21 protein-coding genes are annotated in these 20,565 nt (G+C 53.2%); 15 read left to right on the forward strand and 6 right to left on the reverse strand.

Features of this window, described 5'->3' with window-relative positions:
• Window positions 1-9: 9 nt before the first annotated feature.
• The 3 genes from AC6I8K_RS01645 to AC6I8K_RS01655 all read right to left on the reverse strand — a co-directional run bounded on the left by AC6I8K_RS01645 (window position 10) and on the right by AC6I8K_RS01655 (window position 2,856).
• A complete protein-coding gene (locus AC6I8K_RS01645) occupies window positions 10-855 on the reverse strand; it encodes an ABC transporter permease (RefSeq protein WP_483816642.1) in 846 nt (281 codons plus the stop codon).
• Window positions 855-1,664 (reverse strand): alkaline phosphatase family protein, encoded by an 810-nt coding sequence (locus tag AC6I8K_RS01650; protein ID WP_483816643.1) that lies wholly within the window; start codon window positions 1,662-1,664, stop codon window positions 855-857. The genes AC6I8K_RS01645 and AC6I8K_RS01650 overlap by 1 nt, the downstream gene beginning before the upstream one ends.
• Window positions 1,665-1,794: 130 nt before the next feature.
• On the reverse strand, window positions 1,795-2,856 hold the full coding sequence (locus tag AC6I8K_RS01655; protein ID WP_483816644.1) for an ABC transporter substrate-binding protein: 1,062 nt from the start codon (window positions 2,854-2,856) through the stop codon (window positions 1,795-1,797).
• Window positions 2,857-3,081: 225 nt separating this feature from the next.
• Between AC6I8K_RS01655 and AC6I8K_RS01660 the strand changes: the two genes are divergently transcribed.
• From AC6I8K_RS01660 to ubiA, 4 genes are all read left to right on the forward strand, one after another.
• Complete coding sequence (locus tag AC6I8K_RS01660; protein WP_064737916.1) at window positions 3,082-3,780, forward strand: UTRA domain-containing protein; 699 nt, start codon at window positions 3,082-3,084, stop codon at window positions 3,778-3,780.
• A gap of 70 nt (window positions 3,781-3,850) precedes the next feature.
• The gene (gene psiE, locus AC6I8K_RS01665; protein ID WP_008109934.1) at window positions 3,851-4,261 is read left to right on the forward strand and encodes a phosphate-starvation-inducible protein PsiE; all 411 of its coding nucleotides are present in this window, start codon (window positions 3,851-3,853) and stop codon (window positions 4,259-4,261) included.
• A 92-nt stretch (window positions 4,262-4,353) separates the two neighbouring features.
• Complete coding sequence (gene ubiC / locus AC6I8K_RS01670; protein WP_064737915.1) at window positions 4,354-4,872, forward strand: chorismate lyase; 519 nt, start codon at window positions 4,354-4,356, stop codon at window positions 4,870-4,872.
• 7 nt (window positions 4,873-4,879) lie between these two features.
• Window positions 4,880-5,764, forward strand: coding sequence for a 4-hydroxybenzoate octaprenyltransferase (gene ubiA, locus AC6I8K_RS01675; RefSeq protein WP_483816646.1), 885 nt, complete (start codon window positions 4,880-4,882; stop codon window positions 5,762-5,764).
• A gap of 45 nt (window positions 5,765-5,809) precedes the next feature.
• Here ubiA and plsB read toward each other — a convergent pair whose 3' ends face one another.
• The gene (gene plsB, locus AC6I8K_RS01680) at window positions 5,810-8,233 is read right to left on the reverse strand and encodes a glycerol-3-phosphate 1-O-acyltransferase PlsB (RefSeq protein ID WP_483816647.1); all 2,424 of its coding nucleotides are present in this window, start codon (window positions 8,231-8,233) and stop codon (window positions 5,810-5,812) included.
• A 127-nt stretch (window positions 8,234-8,360) separates the two neighbouring features.
• Between plsB and AC6I8K_RS01685 the strand changes: the two genes are divergently transcribed.
• The 4 genes from AC6I8K_RS01685 (at window position 8,361) to AC6I8K_RS01700 (ending at window position 11,284) form a co-directional block, all read left to right on the forward strand.
• Window positions 8,361-8,729 (forward strand): diacylglycerol kinase, encoded by a 369-nt coding sequence (locus AC6I8K_RS01685; RefSeq protein WP_064737912.1) that lies wholly within the window; start codon window positions 8,361-8,363, stop codon window positions 8,727-8,729.
• 105 nt (window positions 8,730-8,834) lie between these two features.
• Window positions 8,835-9,449 (forward strand): transcriptional repressor LexA, encoded by a 615-nt coding sequence (lexA, locus tag AC6I8K_RS01690; protein WP_497826133.1) that lies wholly within the window; start codon window positions 8,835-8,837, stop codon window positions 9,447-9,449.
• 135 nt (window positions 9,450-9,584) lie between these two features.
• Window positions 9,585-10,907: an MATE family efflux transporter DinF gene (gene dinF / locus AC6I8K_RS01695; protein WP_483816648.1), complete on the forward strand. Its 1,323-nt coding sequence runs from the start codon at window positions 9,585-9,587 to the stop codon at window positions 10,905-10,907.
• Between the two features lie 164 nt (window positions 10,908-11,071).
• Window positions 11,072-11,284, forward strand: a complete 213-nt coding sequence (locus AC6I8K_RS01700) for a CsbD family protein (protein WP_064737910.1) — start codon at window positions 11,072-11,074, stop codon at window positions 11,282-11,284.
• Between the two features lie 73 nt (window positions 11,285-11,357).
• Here the strand turns inward: AC6I8K_RS01700 and zur are convergent, their stop codons facing one another.
• Window positions 11,358-11,879: a zinc uptake transcriptional repressor Zur gene (gene zur / locus AC6I8K_RS01705; protein ID WP_497827213.1), complete on the reverse strand. Its 522-nt coding sequence runs from the start codon at window positions 11,877-11,879 to the stop codon at window positions 11,358-11,360.
• Window positions 11,880-12,330: 451 nt separating this feature from the next.
• On the opposite strand from zur, the gene AC6I8K_RS01710 reads away from it, so the two are divergent.
• From AC6I8K_RS01710 to pspG, 3 genes are all read left to right on the forward strand, one after another.
• The gene (locus AC6I8K_RS01710; protein ID WP_483816650.1) at window positions 12,331-13,581 is read left to right on the forward strand and encodes a conjugal transfer protein TraF; all 1,251 of its coding nucleotides are present in this window, start codon (window positions 12,331-12,333) and stop codon (window positions 13,579-13,581) included.
• 97 nt (window positions 13,582-13,678) lie between these two features.
• Complete coding sequence (gene dusA / locus AC6I8K_RS01715) at window positions 13,679-14,677, forward strand: tRNA dihydrouridine(20/20a) synthase DusA (RefSeq protein ID WP_483816651.1); 999 nt, start codon at window positions 13,679-13,681, stop codon at window positions 14,675-14,677.
• Between the two features lie 213 nt (window positions 14,678-14,890).
• A complete protein-coding gene (gene pspG / locus AC6I8K_RS01720; protein ID WP_497826134.1) occupies window positions 14,891-15,157 on the forward strand; it encodes an envelope stress response protein PspG in 267 nt (88 codons plus the stop codon).
• Between the two features lie 195 nt (window positions 15,158-15,352).
• On the opposite strand, the gene AC6I8K_RS01725 is transcribed toward pspG, so the two are convergent.
• On the reverse strand, window positions 15,353-16,336 hold the full coding sequence (locus AC6I8K_RS01725; protein WP_497826135.1) for a quinone oxidoreductase: 984 nt from the start codon (window positions 16,334-16,336) through the stop codon (window positions 15,353-15,355).
• 73 nt (window positions 16,337-16,409) lie between these two features.
• On the opposite strand from AC6I8K_RS01725, the gene dnaB reads away from it, so the two are divergent.
• The 4 genes from dnaB to AC6I8K_RS01745 all read left to right on the forward strand — a co-directional run bounded on the left by dnaB (window position 16,410) and on the right by AC6I8K_RS01745 (window position 20,521).
• Window positions 16,410-17,816 (forward strand): replicative DNA helicase, encoded by a 1,407-nt coding sequence (dnaB, locus tag AC6I8K_RS01730; RefSeq protein ID WP_064737904.1) that lies wholly within the window; start codon window positions 16,410-16,412, stop codon window positions 17,814-17,816.
• Window positions 17,817-17,944: 128 nt separating this feature from the next.
• The gene (locus tag AC6I8K_RS01735; RefSeq protein WP_097095220.1) at window positions 17,945-18,436 is read left to right on the forward strand and encodes an Lrp/AsnC family transcriptional regulator; all 492 of its coding nucleotides are present in this window, start codon (window positions 17,945-17,947) and stop codon (window positions 18,434-18,436) included.
• Window positions 18,437-18,664: 228 nt separating this feature from the next.
• Window positions 18,665-19,279, forward strand: a complete 615-nt coding sequence (locus AC6I8K_RS01740; RefSeq protein ID WP_008109953.1) for a YitT family protein — start codon at window positions 18,665-18,667, stop codon at window positions 19,277-19,279.
• Between the two features lie 48 nt (window positions 19,280-19,327).
• A complete protein-coding gene (locus tag AC6I8K_RS01745) occupies window positions 19,328-20,521 on the forward strand; it encodes an amino acid aminotransferase (RefSeq protein ID WP_497826136.1) in 1,194 nt (397 codons plus the stop codon).
• The last annotated feature ends 44 nt before the right edge of the window (window positions 20,522-20,565 follow it).

A 20,565-nucleotide genomic window follows, 5' to 3' on the forward strand; every position in this document is an offset into this window, starting at 1 on the left:
AGTGGCTCCTCAGGAAGGTTTGGCGTTGAGATAGCTGCGGCGCACCAGATACTGCTGCACCACGGTAATCAGCGCCATGATTAGCACCAGCAGCATCGCCAGCGCGCCGCCGGTGTTGGGATCAAGCGAGATGTCGCCCGATACCAGCGCGGCAATGCGCACCGGCACCACGTTAAAGTTACCGGTGGTGAGCGCATAAATGGTGGCATACGCGCCGAGCGCATTAGCCAGCAAAATCACGAAAGTACCGAGCAGCGCTGGGAACAGAATCGGCAAACCGATGTGCCACCAATAGCGCCAACGGCCCGCCCCCAGCAGCGCGGCGGATTCTTGCCAATCCTGCCGCAAGCCATCAAATGCCGGATAGAGCAGCAAAATGCCGAGTGGGATTTGGAACCAGGTATAAACCAGCACCATGCCATCCCGCGAGAACAGCTTGAAGCCTTCCAGCACGCCGTAATGGCGCAGCAGCAGTGTCAGACAACCGTTCAAACCGAGCAGGATGACAAAGGCAAACGCCAATGGCACGCCGGCAAAGTTGCTGGTCATATTGGTAAATGACATCAAAAAGCGCTGAAAACGTCCGCTGCCGAGCTGATGCAGCGAATAGCCGGCCACCAGTGAAATCAGCAGGCCGTAAATGCTCGACCAGATGGAGATATCCAGCGACAGACGAAACGCCTGCAAATAGAACGGCGAGGTGAGAATATCGCTATAGTTATCAATACCCCAACGCGCGTTGATGTCGCTCCAGAAACTGTTAATGGCAATCCACAGCAGCGGCGCGAGCTGGAATGCCACCCAAAACAGGGCAAAAGGCAGCAGCAGCAGGGACGCGAGCGTTTTGCCCTTCATTACTGCGGCTCCGCCAGTAACGCGTGACATACCGGCTTGTCATGTTCAACGCCGAGCAAGGTGCAAACGATGCCGCACAGTTCGGTTTGTTGCGGCTGAAGATTCGGTTGCAGTGAGAAGCCCTGGCCAAACACAAACAGCGGCACCTGCGTCTCTTCCGGCAATATGCCGCCGTGTGAGCGGTCATCATTCATGCCGTGATCGGCGGTGACAATTACCTGATAACCCGCCGCCAGCCAGCCCGGCATCCACTGCGACAGATAACCATCGGCCATGCGCGCGCGGTTACGATATTGCGGCGATGACAGGCTGTGCTTGTGCCCGGCATCATCAATGTTCATCGGGTGAATCAGCAGGAAGTCGGGATCGTGCCGCAAGCGCAGGCTTTCTGCGTCCTCAAACAGGTGGGAATCCGGGTAACCGTCATCCCAGTAAAAATGCCCAAATTGAATTGGCAGCTCGGGCGCGACCGTATGCCGGTCACGCGCCGCGTTGAATGGGGATTGATTGTAGAGTTCACTCACCCAGTGATAGGCGGCCGCTGCGGTGATGAGACCGGCAGCACGCGCGTAATGGAAGATGCTGCGCTGATTACTCAAGCGATTGACGCCGTTGTGAATAATGCCGCTGCGCACCGGTGGAATGCCGGTGAGAATGCATTCGTACAGCGGTCGCGACAGCGAAGGCAGCTCGCAGGTCAGCGTGTAATATTGGCCGTTGCCCTGCGCGCATTCGGCAAACAAATAGCCCATTGCATGCTGCGCCACCTGATTACTCAGCCCATCCAATACCACCAGGATTGTTTTCATCCCTTGCTCCCCTTTGGCAATCAATCATTTAGGTGCGCATAAATGCGCACCCTACGAAACCGCGTGCCTGCGCGCATAAATGCGCACCCGACAAAGCCGTCGTAGGGTCGCCATTCATGGCGACCACCGGTTACTGCTTCATATTGATGATGACGTTCTCTTGCCACAGGCGCGGCAGCATTTTGGAGGTTTTATCCCATGCGGCCTGGTCTTTAATTGGACGCGCATTTTTATACTCAGATTGCGGCAGCAGTTTGGCCTGCACGTCCGCTGGCAGGGTTAAATGCTCGGCACGAATCGGACGCGCATAGCCTTTTGCCAGGTTGATCTGACCTTCGTCAGACAAGATGTATTCCCGCGCTAGCTTGGCCGCGTTCGGATGTTTGGCGTATTTGTTGATAATGGTGGTGTAGCCAGAAGTGACAGAGCCATCTGACGGGATAACCACTTCGTAGCGATTTTTATCGATCTGATCGCGGTAGTTGAGACCGTTGAAGTCCCACACCACAGCAACCTGGATCTCGCCTTTCTCGATGTTAGCGATCACGGGATCGGTCACGCCAAGACGACCTTCTTTTGCCAGATCGCCGAAGAAACTCAGCGCCGGTTTCACATTCTTCTCGTCACCGCCCAATGCATAGCTGGCCGCTAATACACCGTTAGCCGCCTGAGCAGCGGTGCCGACATCACCGATAGTGACCACATACTTACCTTTTTTCAGATCGGCCCAGCTATGCGGCACATCTTTAACCTGCTGCTTATCCACCAGGAATGCGATGGTGCCGGTATAGGCCAGCATCCAGTTACCATCCGGGTCTTTCGCCCAGCTCGGGATTTGATCCCAATGCGTGGGTTTATACGGTTGCGCCACGCCTTTAGCGACGGCAATCGGACCGAAAGCCGCGCCCACATCACCAATATCGGCGCTGGCGTTCTCTTTCTCTGCAGCAAATTTTGCCAGTTCCTGGGCGGAGGACATGTCGGTGTCGCTGTGCTTCAGGCCATATTTGCTGTTGAGGTCACTCCAGGTATCTTTCCAGTTAGCCCAACTGTCGGGCATGCCGACGCTATTAACCTGACCTTCGGCGCGCGCAGCCTTCTCTAACGCGGCGAGGTCATTATCTGCGGCTTGCGCGGCAGGCAGCGCAAGCAGTACGGCACTGGCTACTACAGAGGCGATAAACGCTTTCATCTCGATTGCTCCCGGTATATGTTGTGGGACTTCTTGGTCTAGTCCAGCAAGAACCGAGCCAATGTAGCCCGTGTAGATGAAGGTTTTATGACCATGGTGGTGAAATGGGGTGTGGCGTGACAATCCACATGCGGTTACAGCGCGCTAATGCGTGGGATGACTCTTGTCACATTGTAGTCATCGAACTGTCATAGTGCAGATTTGCCCCAAAATGAGGCTGAAAAAATGTTATCGAAAACGGCGGATGTGATTGCGGCAGGTCTGCGTGAACGTATTGAAAACGGTGAATTTGCCAGCGGTCGCTTGCCAGCTGAACGCAGCTTAAGCGAACAATACTCCACCACGCGCATCACGCTGCGCGAGGCGCTGGGTTTGCTGGAAGCGCAAGGCGTTATCTACCGTGAATTGCGTCGTGGTTGGTTCCTTGCACCGCCGAGGCTGGTATATAACCCTTCGCATCACAGCCATTTTCACGCCATGGCCGCCGAGCAAGGACGCATTGCCAGCACTGAAGTATTGGAGGCGCGTGAAGTGCCGGCGCAGCTAGCGATTGCGCGTCATCTGCAACTATTCGAAGGCGACAAGGTTTACCGTATTCGCCGCTTGCGTCGCATTGACGGTCGTGCCGTGTTGTATGTTGAACACTACCTTAATCCCCTTTATTTTCCGGGATTGCTGGATGAAGATCTCACGCGCTCACTGACCGATCTCTATGACCAGCGTTACGGCATTCGTTACGGTGGGGCGCGCTTTACTATTTTGCCGGGGCCGCTGCCGGTGCGTGCTGCGCCCGCACTGAATGTGGCGAGCGGTACGCCGGGTTTGCTGATCACGCGCATCAACCGCGATCAGCATAAGCGGGTCATTGACTGCGACTGCGAGTTCTGGCGCTACGATGCACTGTGCGTGGATGTCGAAGTATAAATATTGTGATTTTGATCACACTGCAGCATGATAGCGCCAGAGAGTTCTTGAGAGGCTAAGGCGCAAAAAAATGACAATAAAAACAGGGGTTGGGCAATATATTTCATTAGCACTGCAGTGGGTGCTTAACATTGGGCTGATCATCCTGGCCATTATTCTGGTGGTGTTCCTGGGTAAAGAAACCATTCATCTGGCCAATGTGCTGTTCAGCACCGGCGAGCAGACCTCTTCATATCTGCTGATTGAAGGCATCGTCATCTATTTCCTTTATTTCGAATTTATCGCCCTGATTGTGAAGTACTTTCAGTCGGGCTATCACTTCCCACTGCGCTATTTTATCTACATTGGCATCACCGCCATTATTCGCCTGATCATCGTCGACCATAAAAATCCGTTTGATACGCTCTATTACTCTGCGGCGATTTTGATTTTGGTGGTGACACTGTGGCTGGCGAACAGTAATCGCTTGAAGCGCGAGTAATTACCCTTCTTTTGATGACGTGGCACAACGAGCAGTGCCACGCATTCTCCTCTGCGTTAGACTAGGGCAACTTTTTTTCCGGAGATGTCCTGATGTCGCATGACGCGCTGCGCCAGTTACGCGCACTGCACTGGCTGCCAGCCTCTTCCCCGCAGCTTTCAGCCCCGCTACTTGATTGGTTAATGGAAGAAGATTCCATGACGCGTCGCTTTGAGCAGCATTGCCAGCACGTAACGGTAGAACTCATCCGCGAGGCGTTCATTGGTGCCAATGAGGTAATGGATGAAGCTGAATTCCTGCCCGCTGACCAACGGTTTTGGCTACGCGAAATTGTGCTGTGCGGCGATGGTGAACCCTGGCTGATCGGCCGCACCGTGGTGCCGGAAAGCACCTTGAACGGCCCTGAGCAGATGCTGCAACAGCTCGGCACAAGACCGCTTGGGCGCTATCTGTTTTCTTCATCGACCTTGAGCCGCGATTTTATCGATCCGGGTCAGGTTGGCGATTTGTGGGGACGCCGTTCCCGCCTGCGTTTGTCGGGCAAACCGCTGCTGTTAACTGAACTGTTTTTACCCGCGTCGCCGCTTTATCGCGCGCTGGATCAAGGATAAAACCACTGTGCAAAATACCTTACCCATGACCAAATGGCAGGCATACTGCCGTCTGATGCGTATCGATAAACCGATCGGCACGGTCCTATTGCTGTGGCCTACCTTGTGGGCGCTGTGGCTTTCGGGCATGGCGATTCCGCCGCTGCCGGTGCTGCTGGTATTTGTGCTCGGTGTGATTGTGATGCGTGCTGCGGGTTGCGTGATCAACGATTACGCTGACCGCAAAATCGATGGTCACGTCAAGCGTACCGCATCGCGTCCGCTGGCCAGTGGCCTGGTAACGGAGAAAGAAGCCAAACTGCTGTTTGCCGGCCTCGGCTTGTTGGCGTTTATGCTGGTGTTGACCATGAACACCATGACCATTTTGCTGTCATTTGGCGGACTGGCGCTAGCGTGGGTGTATCCGTTTATGAAGCGCTATACGCATTTGCCGCAAGTGGTGTTGGGCGCAGCATTCGGTTGGGCTATTCCAATGGGGTGGGCGGCAGTTAGTGAGTCCTTACCTTTAGTTTGCTGGTTGGTGTTTCTGGCCAATATTTGCTGGACGGTGGCCTACGACACGCAATATGCGATGGTTGACCGCGATGACGATTTAAAGATTGGCGTGAAGTCGACGGCGATTCTGTTTGGTCGTTACGACAAACTGATTATTGGCTTGCTGCAGCTGGCTACGCTTGGTCTGATGGCGCTAGTGGGCATGATGCTCAATCTGAACGGCGCGTTTTATTGGTCGCTGCTGCTGGCTGCAGGCTTGTTTGTGCATCAGCAGAAGCTGATTGCCCAGCGAGAGCGCGATCCCTGTTTCCAGGCATTCCTGAATAACAACTATGTTGGCATGGTGCTGTTTCTTGGCATTCTGCTCAGCACCGTGCCGTTTGCGGATTTGCTGTAAACAAATAAGGCGCACCGAAGTGCGCCTTATTTGCCTGTCGCCGCGTTAATCGTGGGCGACGGCACTTTCAATTGTCAGACGCACGTCGCTGGTCACTAACTCCGCCAGCATCTGCCACATCATATGACTACGCTCAGCATCGGCATCGCCTTTATCACTGATGTAGCCTTCATCACGTAGCGTGAGTACCAGCGCAGTGAACACCGCTTTATCAAAGAACTCGGGTGCGTTGATGCCGTGCAGCACAGACAAGCGCTGAGCCAGCGTGCGGCTCTCTTTCTCCAGCGTGCCGCGGTTGATGGCAGGTTTCGCGCTGAGAATGGCGAAGGTAATCGCGAAGCGCTGTAGCGTCTCACGAATACCCGCCGCCAGCAGTTGCAGCGAACGGTGACGTGCCGGCGTCATTTTCAGCATGCCGTCTTGCAGCGTGATCAGCCCCTGACGCGCCATCTCTGTACAGAGTGCGTTAAGCAGCGCAGGCAGTTCCGCTTTGTCCCAACGCAGGAACAGCTCACTCTTCAACATCGGGTACACCAGGCTAACCTGGCGCAGTAGTTCTGCTTCGCTGATTTCACGATGCTGCTGCACGATAGCGGCTATCAGCGACGGCATCACCAGCATATGATGGATGTTATTGCGATAGTAGGTCATCAGCACCGCTTGCTCACGCGGCAGAATGATGATGTCGCCAATATTATCTTGCTCGGTCTCGAACTTGTTCATGCCCATGGCGTGGTCAAGCAGCGCTTCCGCACTCATATCGGGCACGGTAGCTTCTGGCGAATACGGCACGTTGCGCAGTAGCTGGGTGTAGCACTCTAATTGCTCAATCAACTGTTCACGGGTCAGTGAACGCTGACGTGATGCCAGCAGCGCGGTAACGCACAGGTTCATGGCGTTGGCCGCTCCAGCTTCGTTGATGCGCACCATCAGCTTCGCCGCAATATCATTTACGGCGGGCGTCATCCAGGCTGGACGTTGTTGTTCGATAGGATCGATCGCATCACGCCACTCTGGCACGTTTTTGTTCAGGTAGTTCATCAAGGGCAGCGGTTCGCCAAAATTGACGTAACCCTGACCGAGGTTACGCAGTTTACGCAAGCCCCGAACCATCTGCAGGAAGCTCTCTTTCTCTTTGGCAGCGCCACGCAGCTCTTTAGCGTAAGTCCCCACCTCCATCACGTGCTCGTAGCCAATGTAAATCGGCACGAAGGTGATCGGACGGCTGCCGCCGCGCAGCATCGCCTGCAGCGTCATTGATAAGGTACCGGTTTTCGGGTCCAGCAAACGGCCGGTACGCGAACGTCCGCCTTCCACGAAGTATTCAACCGAGTAACCACGGCTAAACAGCTCGCCGAGGTACTCACGGAACACGGTGGAATAGAGTTTGTTGCCCTTAAAGGTACGACGAATAAAGAACGCGCCTAAACGCCGGAAAATCGGGCCGGCCGGCCAGAAGTTCAGGTTGATCCCCGCCGCGATATGCGGCGGTACAAGTCCTTGATGATAAAGCACGTAGGAGAGCAGCAGATAATCCATGTGGCTGCGGTGGCACGGCACATAGACAATCTCATGACCATCCTGCGCCAGCTGACGCACGCGCTCACCGCCATGAACGTTGATGCCCTGATACAGGCGGCTCCACAGCCATCCCATCACGCGGTCAGTGACTTTAATGGCTTCATAAGAGAAGTTCGCCGCCACTTCTTCCATCATTTCAATGGCATTCTGCTGGGCTTTCTCATGGGAAATCTTTTTACTGCGCGCTTCATCTTCTACCGCTTTTTCAATCGCTTTGGACTGCAAAAGTTTATTGAAGAGATCCTGACGCGCAGGCAGACGCGGACCGACTGCGGCCAGACGTTGGCGGGCAAAGTGAATACGCGCCACGCGAGCCAGCTTCTGCGCAATCGACTTATCGGTGCCGTGTTCGGTCGCCATTTGGCGCAGCGAAACGGTTTGCGAAAAGCGCACAAAGCTGTCGCGGCCGTGCCACAAAATAGCGAAGAACTTCTGAACACCATTGAGAATACGCAGATGTGGCGTGGACTCACCGGATGTTTCACGTCCCGGCGCGCGACCAAACATCACCGCAACCGGCAGCATTTGCACATCAAGATGCGGGTTGCTGCGGTGCAAATCCAGATAATCGTGGAACAGCTTTACCGATTCGGGATTTGCCACGAAATAGGGAATGACGCGTGGGCCATCGTGAATAAACACGTGACGCGGCAGCAGGGTGCCATCGATCTCCAGCGGAGCCAGCGGATCGGGCAGATCATGTTTCAGGCATTGAGCACGCAGCGTGAGTAGGTCAGCCTTTGAATCATAAGGCAAAACATACATCACAGGACGTGTCGGATCGATCCCGTGCTCAGAGACGGGATCGGTCGGAATGACCTTACTTTTTACCAAAATAGAGAGTGGTAAATTCAATAATTTGTAATAGAGTTTACGCCAACCTGACATAGACAACTTTAAGCCTCTTGTTAGCAAAGCGCGGCAAGCATACCAGAAAGCGCAGCGAAGGTCTGTGGCTCTGCCGCCTCAAACTGCCCTCACATTGACGTCAAAATAGTTCAAGGGTTCCATAGACATGGCAAATAACGTCACCGGTTTAGTAAGAATAGTGAAAGCCGCCGGTTATTCCTGGCAGGGGTTACGCGCCGCATGGCAGCACGAAGCCGCATTTCGGCAGGAAGCCGTTGCCGCGCTGGTGGCTATTCTTGTGGCCTGCTGGCTGGATGTAGATACCATCGCCCGCATCTTAATGATTGGCTCGGTGGTGCTGGTTATCATCGTTGAGATCCTTAATAGCGCTATCGAAGCGGTGGTGGACCGCATTGGTCAAGAGCAACATCCGCTCGCGGGCCGTGCCAAAGACATGGGATCGGCTGCCGTATTACTGACTATCTTACTGGCTCTGTTCGTCTGGATCGCGCTGCTCTGGACGCATTTGAGATAGGGATTCCAGATTCATCAAACCGCTGATTTTTCCCTCTGTTACGGTTTTCATTTCGCCAATACCTGTATATACTCACAGCGACTGTATAAACAACCAGGGGGCGGGATGAAAGCGTTAACTGCACGGCAGCAACAGGTCTATGACCTGATTCGCGACCATATTAACCAGACGGGCATGCCGCCAACGCGTGCGGAAATTGCTGCGCAACTGGGTTTTCGCTCGCCCAATGCTGCTGAAGAGCATCTGAAAGCGCTGGCGCGTAAAGGCGTAATTGAAATTGTTTCCGGCGCATCGCGCGGGATTCGCCTGTTGATGGAAGAAGAATCGAGCGAAGGTCTGCCGCTGATTGGCCGCGTCGCTGCCGGTGAGCCCTTGCTGGCACAGGAACACATCGAAGCCCACTACCAGGTGGATGCTAACCTGTTCAAACCGAGCGCTGATTTTCTGTTGCGCGTGAGCGGTATGTCGATGAAAGACATTGGCATTATGGATGGCGATCTGTTGGCGGTGCATAAAACTCAGGAAGTGCGTAACGGCCAGGTTGTAGTGGCGCGCATTGATGATGAAGTCACCGTGAAACGCTGGAAAAAGCAGGGTGCGATTGTTCATCTGCTGCCAGAAAATACCGATTTTCAGCCGATTGTCGTTGATACCCGTGAGCAGTCGCTAACCGTTGAAGGTTTGGCTGTCGGGATTGTGCGCAACGGCGAGTGGCTCTAATCAGTTTCTGAGCCTCACCCACTGCGGTGGCGTATCATGCGCTAACCGCAGTCTGCTGTTTTACTTCTCTGTGACTCTTTCTGCGGCTCACTCTGGCGCCATTACGCTGATTACCGCAAACAACGGAATGGGCGAATGCAGCTGTTTTCCTCTTCAGATAAAACGCTCTGGCGGCTGGCGCTGCCGATGATCCTTTCAAACATCACCGTCCCGTTATTGGGCGTGGTGGATACTGCCGTTATTGGTCATCTCGATAGCCCTATCTATTTGGGCGGTGTCGCGGTTGGCACGACGGCAACCAGCTTCATCTTTATGCTCCTATTGTTCCTGCGCATGAGCACGACCGGACTCACCGCTCAGGCATTTGGTGCTAATGATAAAACCGCGCTGGCGCGCGCCTTAACGCAACCGCTGCTGATTGCGCTGGTTTTTGGTGTGCTGTTTATGGTGCTGCGGACGCCGGTAAGCAGTTTGGCTGCAGCCTTGATGGGTGGCAGCCCGGAAGTGCAACACCAGGCGAAAATATTCATTGAGATTCGCTGGCTAAGTGCGCCTGCGACCTTAGCCAATCTGGTGATTCTCGGCTGGCTGCTGGGCGTGCAGTATGCACGTGCGCCGATGGTGCTGCTGATCATTGGCAATCTGGTCAACATCCTGCTTGATCTGCTGTTTGTCCTCAAACTGCATTGGGGCGTGGCCGGGGCGGCGGCGGCAACCGCACTGGCAGAATATGTCACGCTGGGCGTGGGGCTGTGGATGGTGGCGCGTGTGCTGAAAATGCGCGGTATCCACTTTACTCTGCTAAAAAGCAGCTGGCGCGGCGATGCGGCACGGCTGTTCCGCCTTAATCGCGACATTATGCTGCGCTCCTTAATGCTGCAAATCTGTTTTGCCTCGCTCACGATTCTTGGTGCGCGTATTGGACCGGATGTGGTAGCGGTCAATGCTGTACTGCTGATGTTCCTCACTTTTACTGCTTACGCGCTGGATGGTTTTGCCTACGCAGTTGAAGCCTGCTCCGGTGAGGCCGTTGGGGCCAAAGATCGCAGTCGATTATTGCTTATCTGGCATGCGGCCTGCCGTCAGGCCTGTTTTGTTGCGGTGATATTTGCGCTGATTTATGCCTTTACGGGTCCGCAGATAGTGGCGATGCTGACTTCACTGGAAGCGCTGCGCGAAATGGCCGATCGCTACCTTATCTGGCAAGTGATTCTGCCGCTGGTTGGTGTTTGGTGCTATCTGCTGGATGGCATGTTTATTGGCGCAACGCGTGGCCGTGAAATGCGTAACAGCATGGTGATAGCGGCAATCGGCTATGGCTTGTCACTATTGACGCTGCCGTGGCTGGGCAACCACGGTTTATGGCTGGCGGTGACGGTATTTCTCGCGTTACGTGGGCTCTCGCTGTGGGTAATCTGGCGTGGGCACTGGCAACGTAATAGCTGGTTCAATGCCTAAATAAGCGAAGCGTAAACTACAGATTAATCTGTAATTCTCTGCAAACTACGAAACGGCTACTACAATTACCTTATACGGCGCAAATGAGTAGCGCGTTGTGTGGGTATATCGCCTGATAGGCAGGCAATATATCTATCTCACTCAGGATGAAGTGGAGGATTATTATGAACAAAGACGAAGCGAGCGGAAACTGGAAGCAGTTCAAAGGTAAAATGAAGGAAAAGTGGGGCAAGCTTACGGATGATGATATGACCGTAATCGAAGGTAAACGCGAGCAGCTTGTCGGTAAAATCCAGGAACGCTACGGGTATGCGAAAGACCAAGCAGAGACCGAAGTGAAAGAATGGGAAACCCACAACAAAGATTACCGCTGGTAGTCGATTTCCCCTATTACGGATGATGCTCCTACCCACCGGTCGTTATGATCGGGTCGGCACATGGAAGTGCCCATTACGCCTTTCTCACCCGTTTTTTACCTTCAACCTGATGGTTGTGTTCGCAACTTTCATGATGCGTACAAGCCGCAACCTCTGCACAATTCTCACACAAGCCATGAGCTTCAATCACCGTATGACGCAGTGAAAATCCCGCCTGATCTGCCAGCGCCGCTATGGTTTTTTCTACGCCATGAGCATGTTTTTCGCTCACCGCCGCGCAACCGTCGCACACCAGCATTACCGAAGTATGTGCCGGCTCATCAAAATGATGGCAAACCACATAACTGTTATTCGACTCAACACGATGAATGAACCCCTGTTCCAACAGGAAATCAAGCGCGCGGTAAATGGTGGGGGGCTTAGCTTGGGGCTCACTGACGCGTAATTGATCCAGCAAATCGTAAGCACTTATCGAACCATTCTGCTCTGCCATCAAACGCAACACTTCGGCGCGTTGAGGGGTGAGGCGCACGCCGCGGTCAAGACACAGTGATTCTGCCTGAGTAAGAAGTTGTTCGGGCGTGAGGTTAGACATAAGCATTCTCCGGGTAGCAGGTGATGTTATTTTATCACACAAATTTTTGCCCTGCTGTGATTGCTTATTATCCTTAAAATCTGCAAGAAAATTCTCATCAATCAATAAATTATCAGCCTATTTTGCCCGCTAATGTTGCCTCAACGATTTAACCTGTAAAAAAGCGTCCCGCCAGACAGCGTAACGGTAGCAGGCTTTTGCGTTGCAACTCACCTGGTTAGCGGCTATGGTTCAAAAGGCCTTAAGTAATTTCTGGTATCAAACTACCCACTAGTAATTTTTCTGCATATAAAAACAGCGGAGTGGTGCTTACGCATCCAATTCTGCGAATAGCAGTGCTATTTCCTTTCAATTCACAGCAATGAAGCGTTAGCCAGCGTTCAGAATAGCGGCTAACTAAACTTTCAGTCGGTGAGTGATTCAGCGACATTTTAAAGGTGATGGCAGGCTCATGGTGAAGACATTATTCAGGCACAAAAAAGTAGCTTATCTTGTTGGTTTGAATGCAGTATTTCTTTCTTCCTCAGCGCTGGCAGCAGGTACATGGTATGACGCACGTAACGACGCAATGGGCGGTACGGGCGTAGCTTCTTCTACCTGGAGTTCAGCAGTGCTGGCTAACCCCGCATTGATGACCAAAGCGCAGCCTGAAGATAACGTCAGCATCATCTTTCCTTCAGCGGGCGCGCAGGTTACCGATAAAGACAAATTAATTGATCGGGTCGATGACATTACCGATACCGTCGATCGTTATCAGGATGTAATCGATAAACTGACCTTTGCTGATTACCTCAATGGTTATCCGCAACTGAAGGCCGCCGCAGGCGATATGGCCAATCAGCTCAGCGATCTGCGCGGCAATAAAGCCCATGCAAATGCAGGTGTGGCGCTGGCCGTCACCGTCCCGAATGAAACGTTACCTTTTGCTTTTATTACTAAAGCCTACGGCAGTGCGATCGTACGCGCCAACGTCGCAGACAGTGATATTGCCTACCTGCGGGCTGTTGCCAACGGCACGCGAATTCCTGTTCCGGGCGATGAGGATAACTTGCGTTCCAGCGCTAACGGCCTGGCTGCGCTAGTCACCGATTATGGTGTGTCAGTCGCGCATGAGTTCTCGGTTGCAGGCCATCCAGTCTCGATTGGCGTAACACCAAAGCTGCAGAAAACCTGGCTGTATAACTACACCGCCAGTATCTACAACTACGACAAGAGTGACATCAACAGCAGCCGCTATCGTAGCAGCGATACCGGTTTTAACATGGATGCCGGTATTGCCACCGATTTCGGCGATAACTGGACCTTGGGTGTTACGGGCCAGAACCTGATTTCGCGTGATATCGACACCAAAGAGGTGAACGGCTACCGCGATACTTACCAAATTCGCCCGCTGGTCACTACCGGACTTTCCTGGAATAACGGGCCATTCACGCTGGCGGGTGATGTTGATCTGACTGAAACCAAGCGCTTCAAATCGGAAGATACCAGCCAGTATGCCGGCGTGGGTGCGGAATACCGTGTGCTGGATTGGCTGGCGCTGCGTGCCGGTTATCGTGCCGATCTGAAGTCAACCGATACCGATGTGTTCACCGCCGGCTTGGGCGTTTCACCGTTCAACAATACCGTCCATCTCGACCTGGCCGGGTCGGTAGGTAAGGACAATACCGTGGGTGCGATGTTGCAGCTCGGATTTAACTTCTAATCGCCTGACTGATAACGGGCGGCTGTGTCGCCCGTTTTGCTGTGATATGATTGCGCAGTTTCTCATCACTTAACTTACTGCGGATTTACTGCGTTTCATGACCGATACTTTCTCCTCGCAACGTTTCTCCATCGCCCCCATGCTCGACTGGACCGATCGTCACTGTCGTTATTTCCACCGTCAGCTGAGTGGTGACACGCTGCTGTACACCGAAATGGTGACGACCGGCGCGATCATTCACGGCAAAGGCGACTATCTGGCCTACAGCGAGGAAGAGCACCCGCTGGCGCTGCAATTGGGTGGCAGCGATCCGGCTGCGCTGGCGCAGTGCGCTAAGCTGGCAGAAGCGCGTGGCTACGATGAGATCAACCTGAACGTGGGTTGTCCGTCCGATCGTGTGCAGAACGGCCGTTTTGGCGCCTGCCTGATGGGCGATGCGGCGCTGGTGGCCGACTGTATTAAAGCGATGCGCGATGTGGTGAGCATTCCGGTAACGGTAAAAACCCGTATCGGGATTGATGAGCAGGACAGCTATGAATTCCTGTGTGATTTTATTGGCACCGTGGCGCAACAGGGCGGCTGCGATACCTTTATTATCCATGCGCGAAAGGCGTGGCTGTCGGGTTTAAGTCCAAAAGAGAATCGCGAGATACCGCCGCTGGATTATCCACGCGTTTATCAGCTTAAGCGTGACTTCCCGGGGCTGACCATGGCCATTAATGGCGGCATTAAGACGCTGGAAGAAGCAAAACTTCACTTGCAGTATATGGATGGCGTGATGATGGGGCGCGAAGCCTATCAGAACCCAGGCATTTTGGCGCAGGTCGACCGCGAACTGTTTGGCCGCGATACGCCGAGCGTGGATCCGGTCGCGGTGGTGCGCTCAATGTATCCTTATATTGAAGCTGAATTGTCCAAAGGGATGTATCTCGGCCATGTTACGCGTCATATGCTCGGCCTGTTCCAGGGGATTCCGGGTGCTCGTCAATGGCGTCGCTATTTGAGTGAAAATGCCCATAAACCTGGCGCGGATGTGCGTGTACTGGAAGCGGCGTTGGCTTTGGTTGCGGATAAAATCCCTCAGGAAGCGCTTTAAGCATTGATGTAGAGGTCGCCATGAATGGCGACCCTACAAAAGTGGGTGTTCTGGTTTTTGTTCTGGTTTTTTTTACGCCAATAGTTAGTAATTTTCATCACTCTTGAAACCTCGCATTTTTCCTCTACATAATACTTTCAAAGAGTTAGCTATTTTTAAAGGTTGGCACGCATCTTGTAATGTTCCTGATGTTATTTACACAGGAGAGCCTTTATGGAAATTCTATTTGTTCTTGGCTTTTTTCTGATGCTGCTGTTCACCGGTGTTTCGCTGCTGGGCGTTATTGCGGCATTGGTAGTGGCCACCGCTTTAATGTTCTTCGGTGGATTGCTGGCGATTGTTATTAAAGTGTTGCCTTGGCTGGTGCTGGCGGTTATCGCTGTCTGGCTGTACCGGGCATTTACCACGCCATCAGGCGAGGCTAAATTGCGCAGGCTGAAAAGAAAAATCAGTGACTTAGAGCGAAAAGGTTGGCGCTAATTGCGGTAACGATCACAGACTCAGAAATTGCTTAGACCTATTTCGCAATTAAACATATTTTTTACTTATGTTTTCTGTCAGGATGATTGGCGTTGTTTAAAACCAATTCATCGCCGCTGTCCCTACACCAGCGCGAACTATAAAAAAGAAAGAAAAAAGGGGCTTCCTACGGGAAGCCCCTTTTGCTTTTAGCGTTCAGGGAATCAACAGGCTTGAACCTTGAGTCGCACGGCTCTCCAGTACCTGATGCGCGCGCACTGCGTCGCTCAAGGCAAATTTCTGCTGGTCGGGGACGTTAAGCTGAATGGCCCGACTGGCGATCAGTGAGAACAGTTCGTTGCTGGCAGCATCCAGTTCTTCACGGTTGGTGATGTAACCAAACAGCGAAGGTCGGGTGACAAACAGCGACCCCTTCTTATTCAGGATACCGAGATCGATACCGGTTACTGGGCCCGATGCATTGCCAAAACTCACCATCAATCCGTGGCGACGCAGGCTATCCAGCGAAGGTTCCCAGGTATCTTTACCTACTGAGTCGTACACCACTGCCACTTTCTCACCGTTGGTCAGCTCGCTGACGCGCCTGGCGATATCCTCTTCGCGGTAGTTGATCGTCGCCCATGCACCGGCATCTTTGGCAATCTGCGCTTTCTCAGCCGATCCCACTGTTCCAATCAAATGTGCGCCCAGCGCTTTTGCCCACTGGCAGGCAATCAAACCCACGCCGCCGGCAGCAGCATGGAACAGGAAGATTTCATCGGCCTTCACTTTGTAGGTTTGACGCAGCAGATATTGAACGGTTAAGCCCTTGAGGAAAGAGGCCGCACCTTGCTCGAAGCTGATGCTGTCCGGCAAAACGACCAGACGATCTTCCGCCACGTTATGCGCTTCGCTGTAGGCGCCGAGTGCAGACTGGCAATAGACCACGCGGTCGCCAGCCTTGAAACGCCTCACTGCCGATCCGACCCGCTTCACCACGCCTGCCGCTTCAGTGCCCAAACCGGAAGGGAAGGTGCTTTGCGGATATAAGCCGCTGCGCACGTAGGTATCGATGTAGTTAATGCCAATCGCCTTATTTTCCACCTGCACTTCATGCTCGGCGGGATCGGCTAATTCGAAATCGACCCATTGCAGTACGGAAGGCGCCCCGTGTTGGTTGAATTGAATACGCTTTGCCATTCTGACTCCTGTGATTGTTCATCCTGGGACGTTATACTTGCGCGTCCCTTTCACGATCGGTAATGCATTCACTATGGCAGGAAATAAACCCACCAACAAATCGAACGAACCCCGCGATCGGCAGCTGGAAGGCGTAAAAATGCCGCCGCATTCCATAGAAGCGGAGCAGTCGGTGCTCGGTGGGTTGATGCTGGATAACCAGCGCTGGGATAACGTCTCTGAGCGCGTCGTTGCCAACGATTTCTTTAACCGCTCGCACCGCATGATCTTCACGGAAATGCAGCGCTTGCTGGAAGCTGGCCAGCCGATCGATTTGATTACGCTGTCTGAATCGCTGGAAACGTTGGGCGAATTAGAGATGGCGGGCGGCTTTGCCTATTTGGCTGAGTTGGCAAAAAACACGCCAAGTGCGGCAAATATTGGCGCTTATGCTGATATCGTCCGCGAACGTGCAGTGGTGCGTGAAATGATCTCGGTAGCGAATCAAATTGCCGATGCCGGTTACGATCCGCAAGGCCGCAGCAGCGAAGATTTACTCGATTTCGCCGAATCCAACGTTTTCAAAATTGCGGAGCAGCGCGCTAATAAAGATCAGGGTCCGCAGAATATCGAGCAGATCCTCGAAGCGACGGTATCACGCATTGAGGCGCTGGTCTCAACACCGCACGATGGCGTCACCGGCGTCGATACCGGTTATCAGGATTTGAACAAAAAAACTGCCGGATTGCAGGGCTCGGACCTGATTATCGTTGCAGCGCGTCCTTCGATGGGTAAAACCACCTTCGCCATGAATTTGTGCGAAAACGCGGCCATGTTGCAGGAGAAGCCGGTGCTGATTTTCAGTCTGGAGATGCCCAGCGAGCAGCTGATGATGCGTATGCTGGCATCGCTGTCACGCGTGGATCAGACGCGAATTCGTACCGGCCAGCTGGAAGATGAAGATTGGGCGCGCATTTCTGCCACCATGGGGATTTTGCTCGAGAAGAAGAACATGTTTATTGATGACTCTTCTGGCCTGACGCCAACCGAAGTGCGCTCGCGCGCGCGCCGTATCTACCGTGAAAACGGCGGGTTGAGCATGATCATGATCGACTACTTGCAGCTGATGCGCGTGCCTGCGCTGTCGGATAACCGCACGCTGGAGATCGCTGAGATCTCGCGCTCGCTTAAAGCGCTGGCGAAAGAACTGAATGTACCGGTGGTGGCGCTGTCGCAGCTGAACCGCTCGCTGGAGCAGCGCGCCGATAAACGCCCGGTGAACTCGGATCTGCGTGAATCAGGTTCGATCGAACAAGATGCCGACTTGATCATGTTCATCTATCGCGACGAGGTCTATCACGAAAACAGCGATCTGAAAGGCATCGCCGAGATCATTCTTGGTAAGCAGCGTAACGGCCCAATCGGTACCGTACGTTTGACCTTTAACGGTCAATGGTCGCGTTTTGATAACTACGCCGGCCCGCAATACGACGACGAATAATCCTTTCAATACCGATGCATGCACGATTTGTGCATGCATTTCACGTCATCAGAAAATAGTGTTGGACAACCCCGGCTTTAATCAGGTTATCTGTAGCAAAGCGCCCCCCATTACGCTGTGGAAACAGAATGACTCAGGTAGACGATCACGACCTTAAGATATTGACATTACTGCAATCTAACGGACGCCTCACTAACCAGGAACTGAGTGATTTAGTCGGACTGTCGGCGTCGCAATGTTCACGCCGCCGCATCAATCTTGAGCAGGCAAATCTCATTCTTGGCTATCACGCACGTCTATCACCCGACGCAGTTGGCCTCGGTATGGTGGGATTGATTGAAGTTCGATTGAAAAATCATACGCCGGATTATGAAGAGAGTTTCCATCGTATGGTGGAAGAAGAAGCCGCCATCGTTGATGCGTTCAAAACTACCGGCGATGCCGATTATCTGCTGAAAGTGGCGGTGGCCGATTTAGCGTCGCTGAGCGCGCTGATTAGCCAGTTAGTGGCGGGCCATCAAAGTGTGGCGCATGTGAAAACGTCAGTGGTATTAAGCCGTTTAAAAGAGAACGGTCTGATGATCATCCCTCAGCACAAAACGCGCCAAAAAAGTGCGTGACGTGCTAATCTGGTGCAATTATTGCCTTATTAATGCAAAAAACGCGCACCAGAAAACAGATTTGTGCATGAGTTGATGGTTTGATTCTCAGTTGATGTACAAAAACCTGCAATAAAGCGCCTTAGTTATCAATTGGATAATCACTGGCACCCATCGGCGGCGAACCTACGTCGCCGATGTGGTGCGTTTTTTGCATTTGAACCGCATCATTTGCAATGAGATTAACCCATGGATAACGTTGTTCAACCCACCAAAGTTCCCCATTCGCTGATTGAAGATGCGCTGGCGATCGTTCTCGGCACGCTAATGGTCTCTTTCGGCGTAATTATGCTGAAGCAGGCCGGCGCGCTGACCGGCAGTTCGGCGGGGATTGCCTTCTTGATTAGCTATTTGTCGCCGCTCTCCTTCGGCAGCGCATTTTTCCTGATTAACCTGCCATTTTATTGGCTGGCGGTGCGCCGCATGGGCTGGGAATTCACACTGAAAACCTTCTGTGCTGTGGGCCTGGTCTCGCTGTTTACCCACCTACATCCGCTGTTTGTACATTTTTCTGCGCTAAATCCGTTTTATGCGACACTGTTCGGTAACGTGGTGATGGGCATTGGGTTTATAGTGTTGTTCCGTCACAAAGCCAGCCTTGGCGGCATCAATATTTTGGCGCTGTGGTTACAGGATCGTATCGGTTTGCGCGCGGGGAAATTGCAAATGGCGGTGGATACCTGTGTGGTATTAGCGTCACTGTTTGTGGTGTCGTTACCCATGCTATTTGCTTCAATCGCGGGTGCGGTGATCCTCAATCTCATCATTGCAATGAATCATCGTCCCGGCCGTTACATGGTTTGATGACGCATTTTTACCTCTTAACTATGACCAATCATGGAGATCTGCACCGTGTTTCAAAACGTTGATGCCTATGCCGGCGACCCGATTCTGTCGTTGATGGAAACCTTCAAACAAGATCCGCGCGATAACAAAGTAAACCTGAGCATTGGTCTTTATTACAACGAAGCGGGCATCATTCCTCAGCTGCAGGCGGTTGCCGCAGCAGAAGAGCGCCTGCAGGCGCAGCCGCATCAGGCATCGCTTTACCTACCGATGGAAGGTCTGAACGCTTACCGTAATGCCATTGCACCGCTGCTGTTTGGTAAAGATCATCCGATGCTGCAAGCGGGTCGCGTGGCGTCCATCCAGACGTTGGGTGGTTCAGGCGCATTGAAAGTCGGTGCTGATTTCCTCAAGCGTTACTTCCCCAACTCCAACGTGTGGGTAAGCGATCCAACGTGGGAAAACCATATCGCAATCTTTAATGGTGCCGGTTTCGACGTGGATACTTACCCGTGGTACGACGCGGAAACCAACGGCGTGAAGTTTGATGCGTTCATTGCCAAGCTGAAAACCTTGCCGAAGCAGGCCATTGTGCTGTTGCATCCATGCTGCCATAACCCAACCGGTGCCGATCTGACCAACGCGCAGTGGGATGAAACGACTGAAGTTCTGAAGGCGCAAGAGCTGATTCCGTTCCTCGATATCGCGTATCAAGGCTTTGGTGCAGGCATGGAAGCGGATGCTTATGCGATTCGCGCGATTGCGGCTGCCGGTCTGCCTGCGCTGGTGAGTAACTCGTTCTCCAAGATCTTCTCACTGTACGGTGAGCGCGTTGGCGGCTTGTCGATTGTCTGCGACAGCGCCGAAGAATCTTCGCGCGTGCTCGGCCAGCTGAAAGCCACCGTGCGCCGTAACTACTCTAGCCCACCAAACTTTGGTGCACAGGTGGTTTCCTGCGTGCTGAACGATGAAGCGCTGCTGAACAACTGGCTGGCCGAAGTGGAAGCGATGCGTCTGCGCATTATCGAAATGCGTCAGGCATTGGTGAAGGTATTGAGCACCAAGTTGCCGGGTCAAAACTTTGATTACCTGTTGAAGCAACGCGGGATGTTTAGCTACACCGGCTTGAGCGCACAGCAGGTTGATCGCCTGCGCGATGAGTTCGGCGTGTACCTGATTGCCAGCGGCCGCATGTGCGTGGCGGGCCTGAACAGCCGCAACGTCAACCAGGTGGCTGAAGCCTTTGCTGCGGTGATGTAACATCCTCTTCGACGATGAAAACCGTCAGCCCAGGCTGGCGGTTT

The organism is Pantoea sp. X-Soil-ISGK-421, from assembly GCF_059730785.1.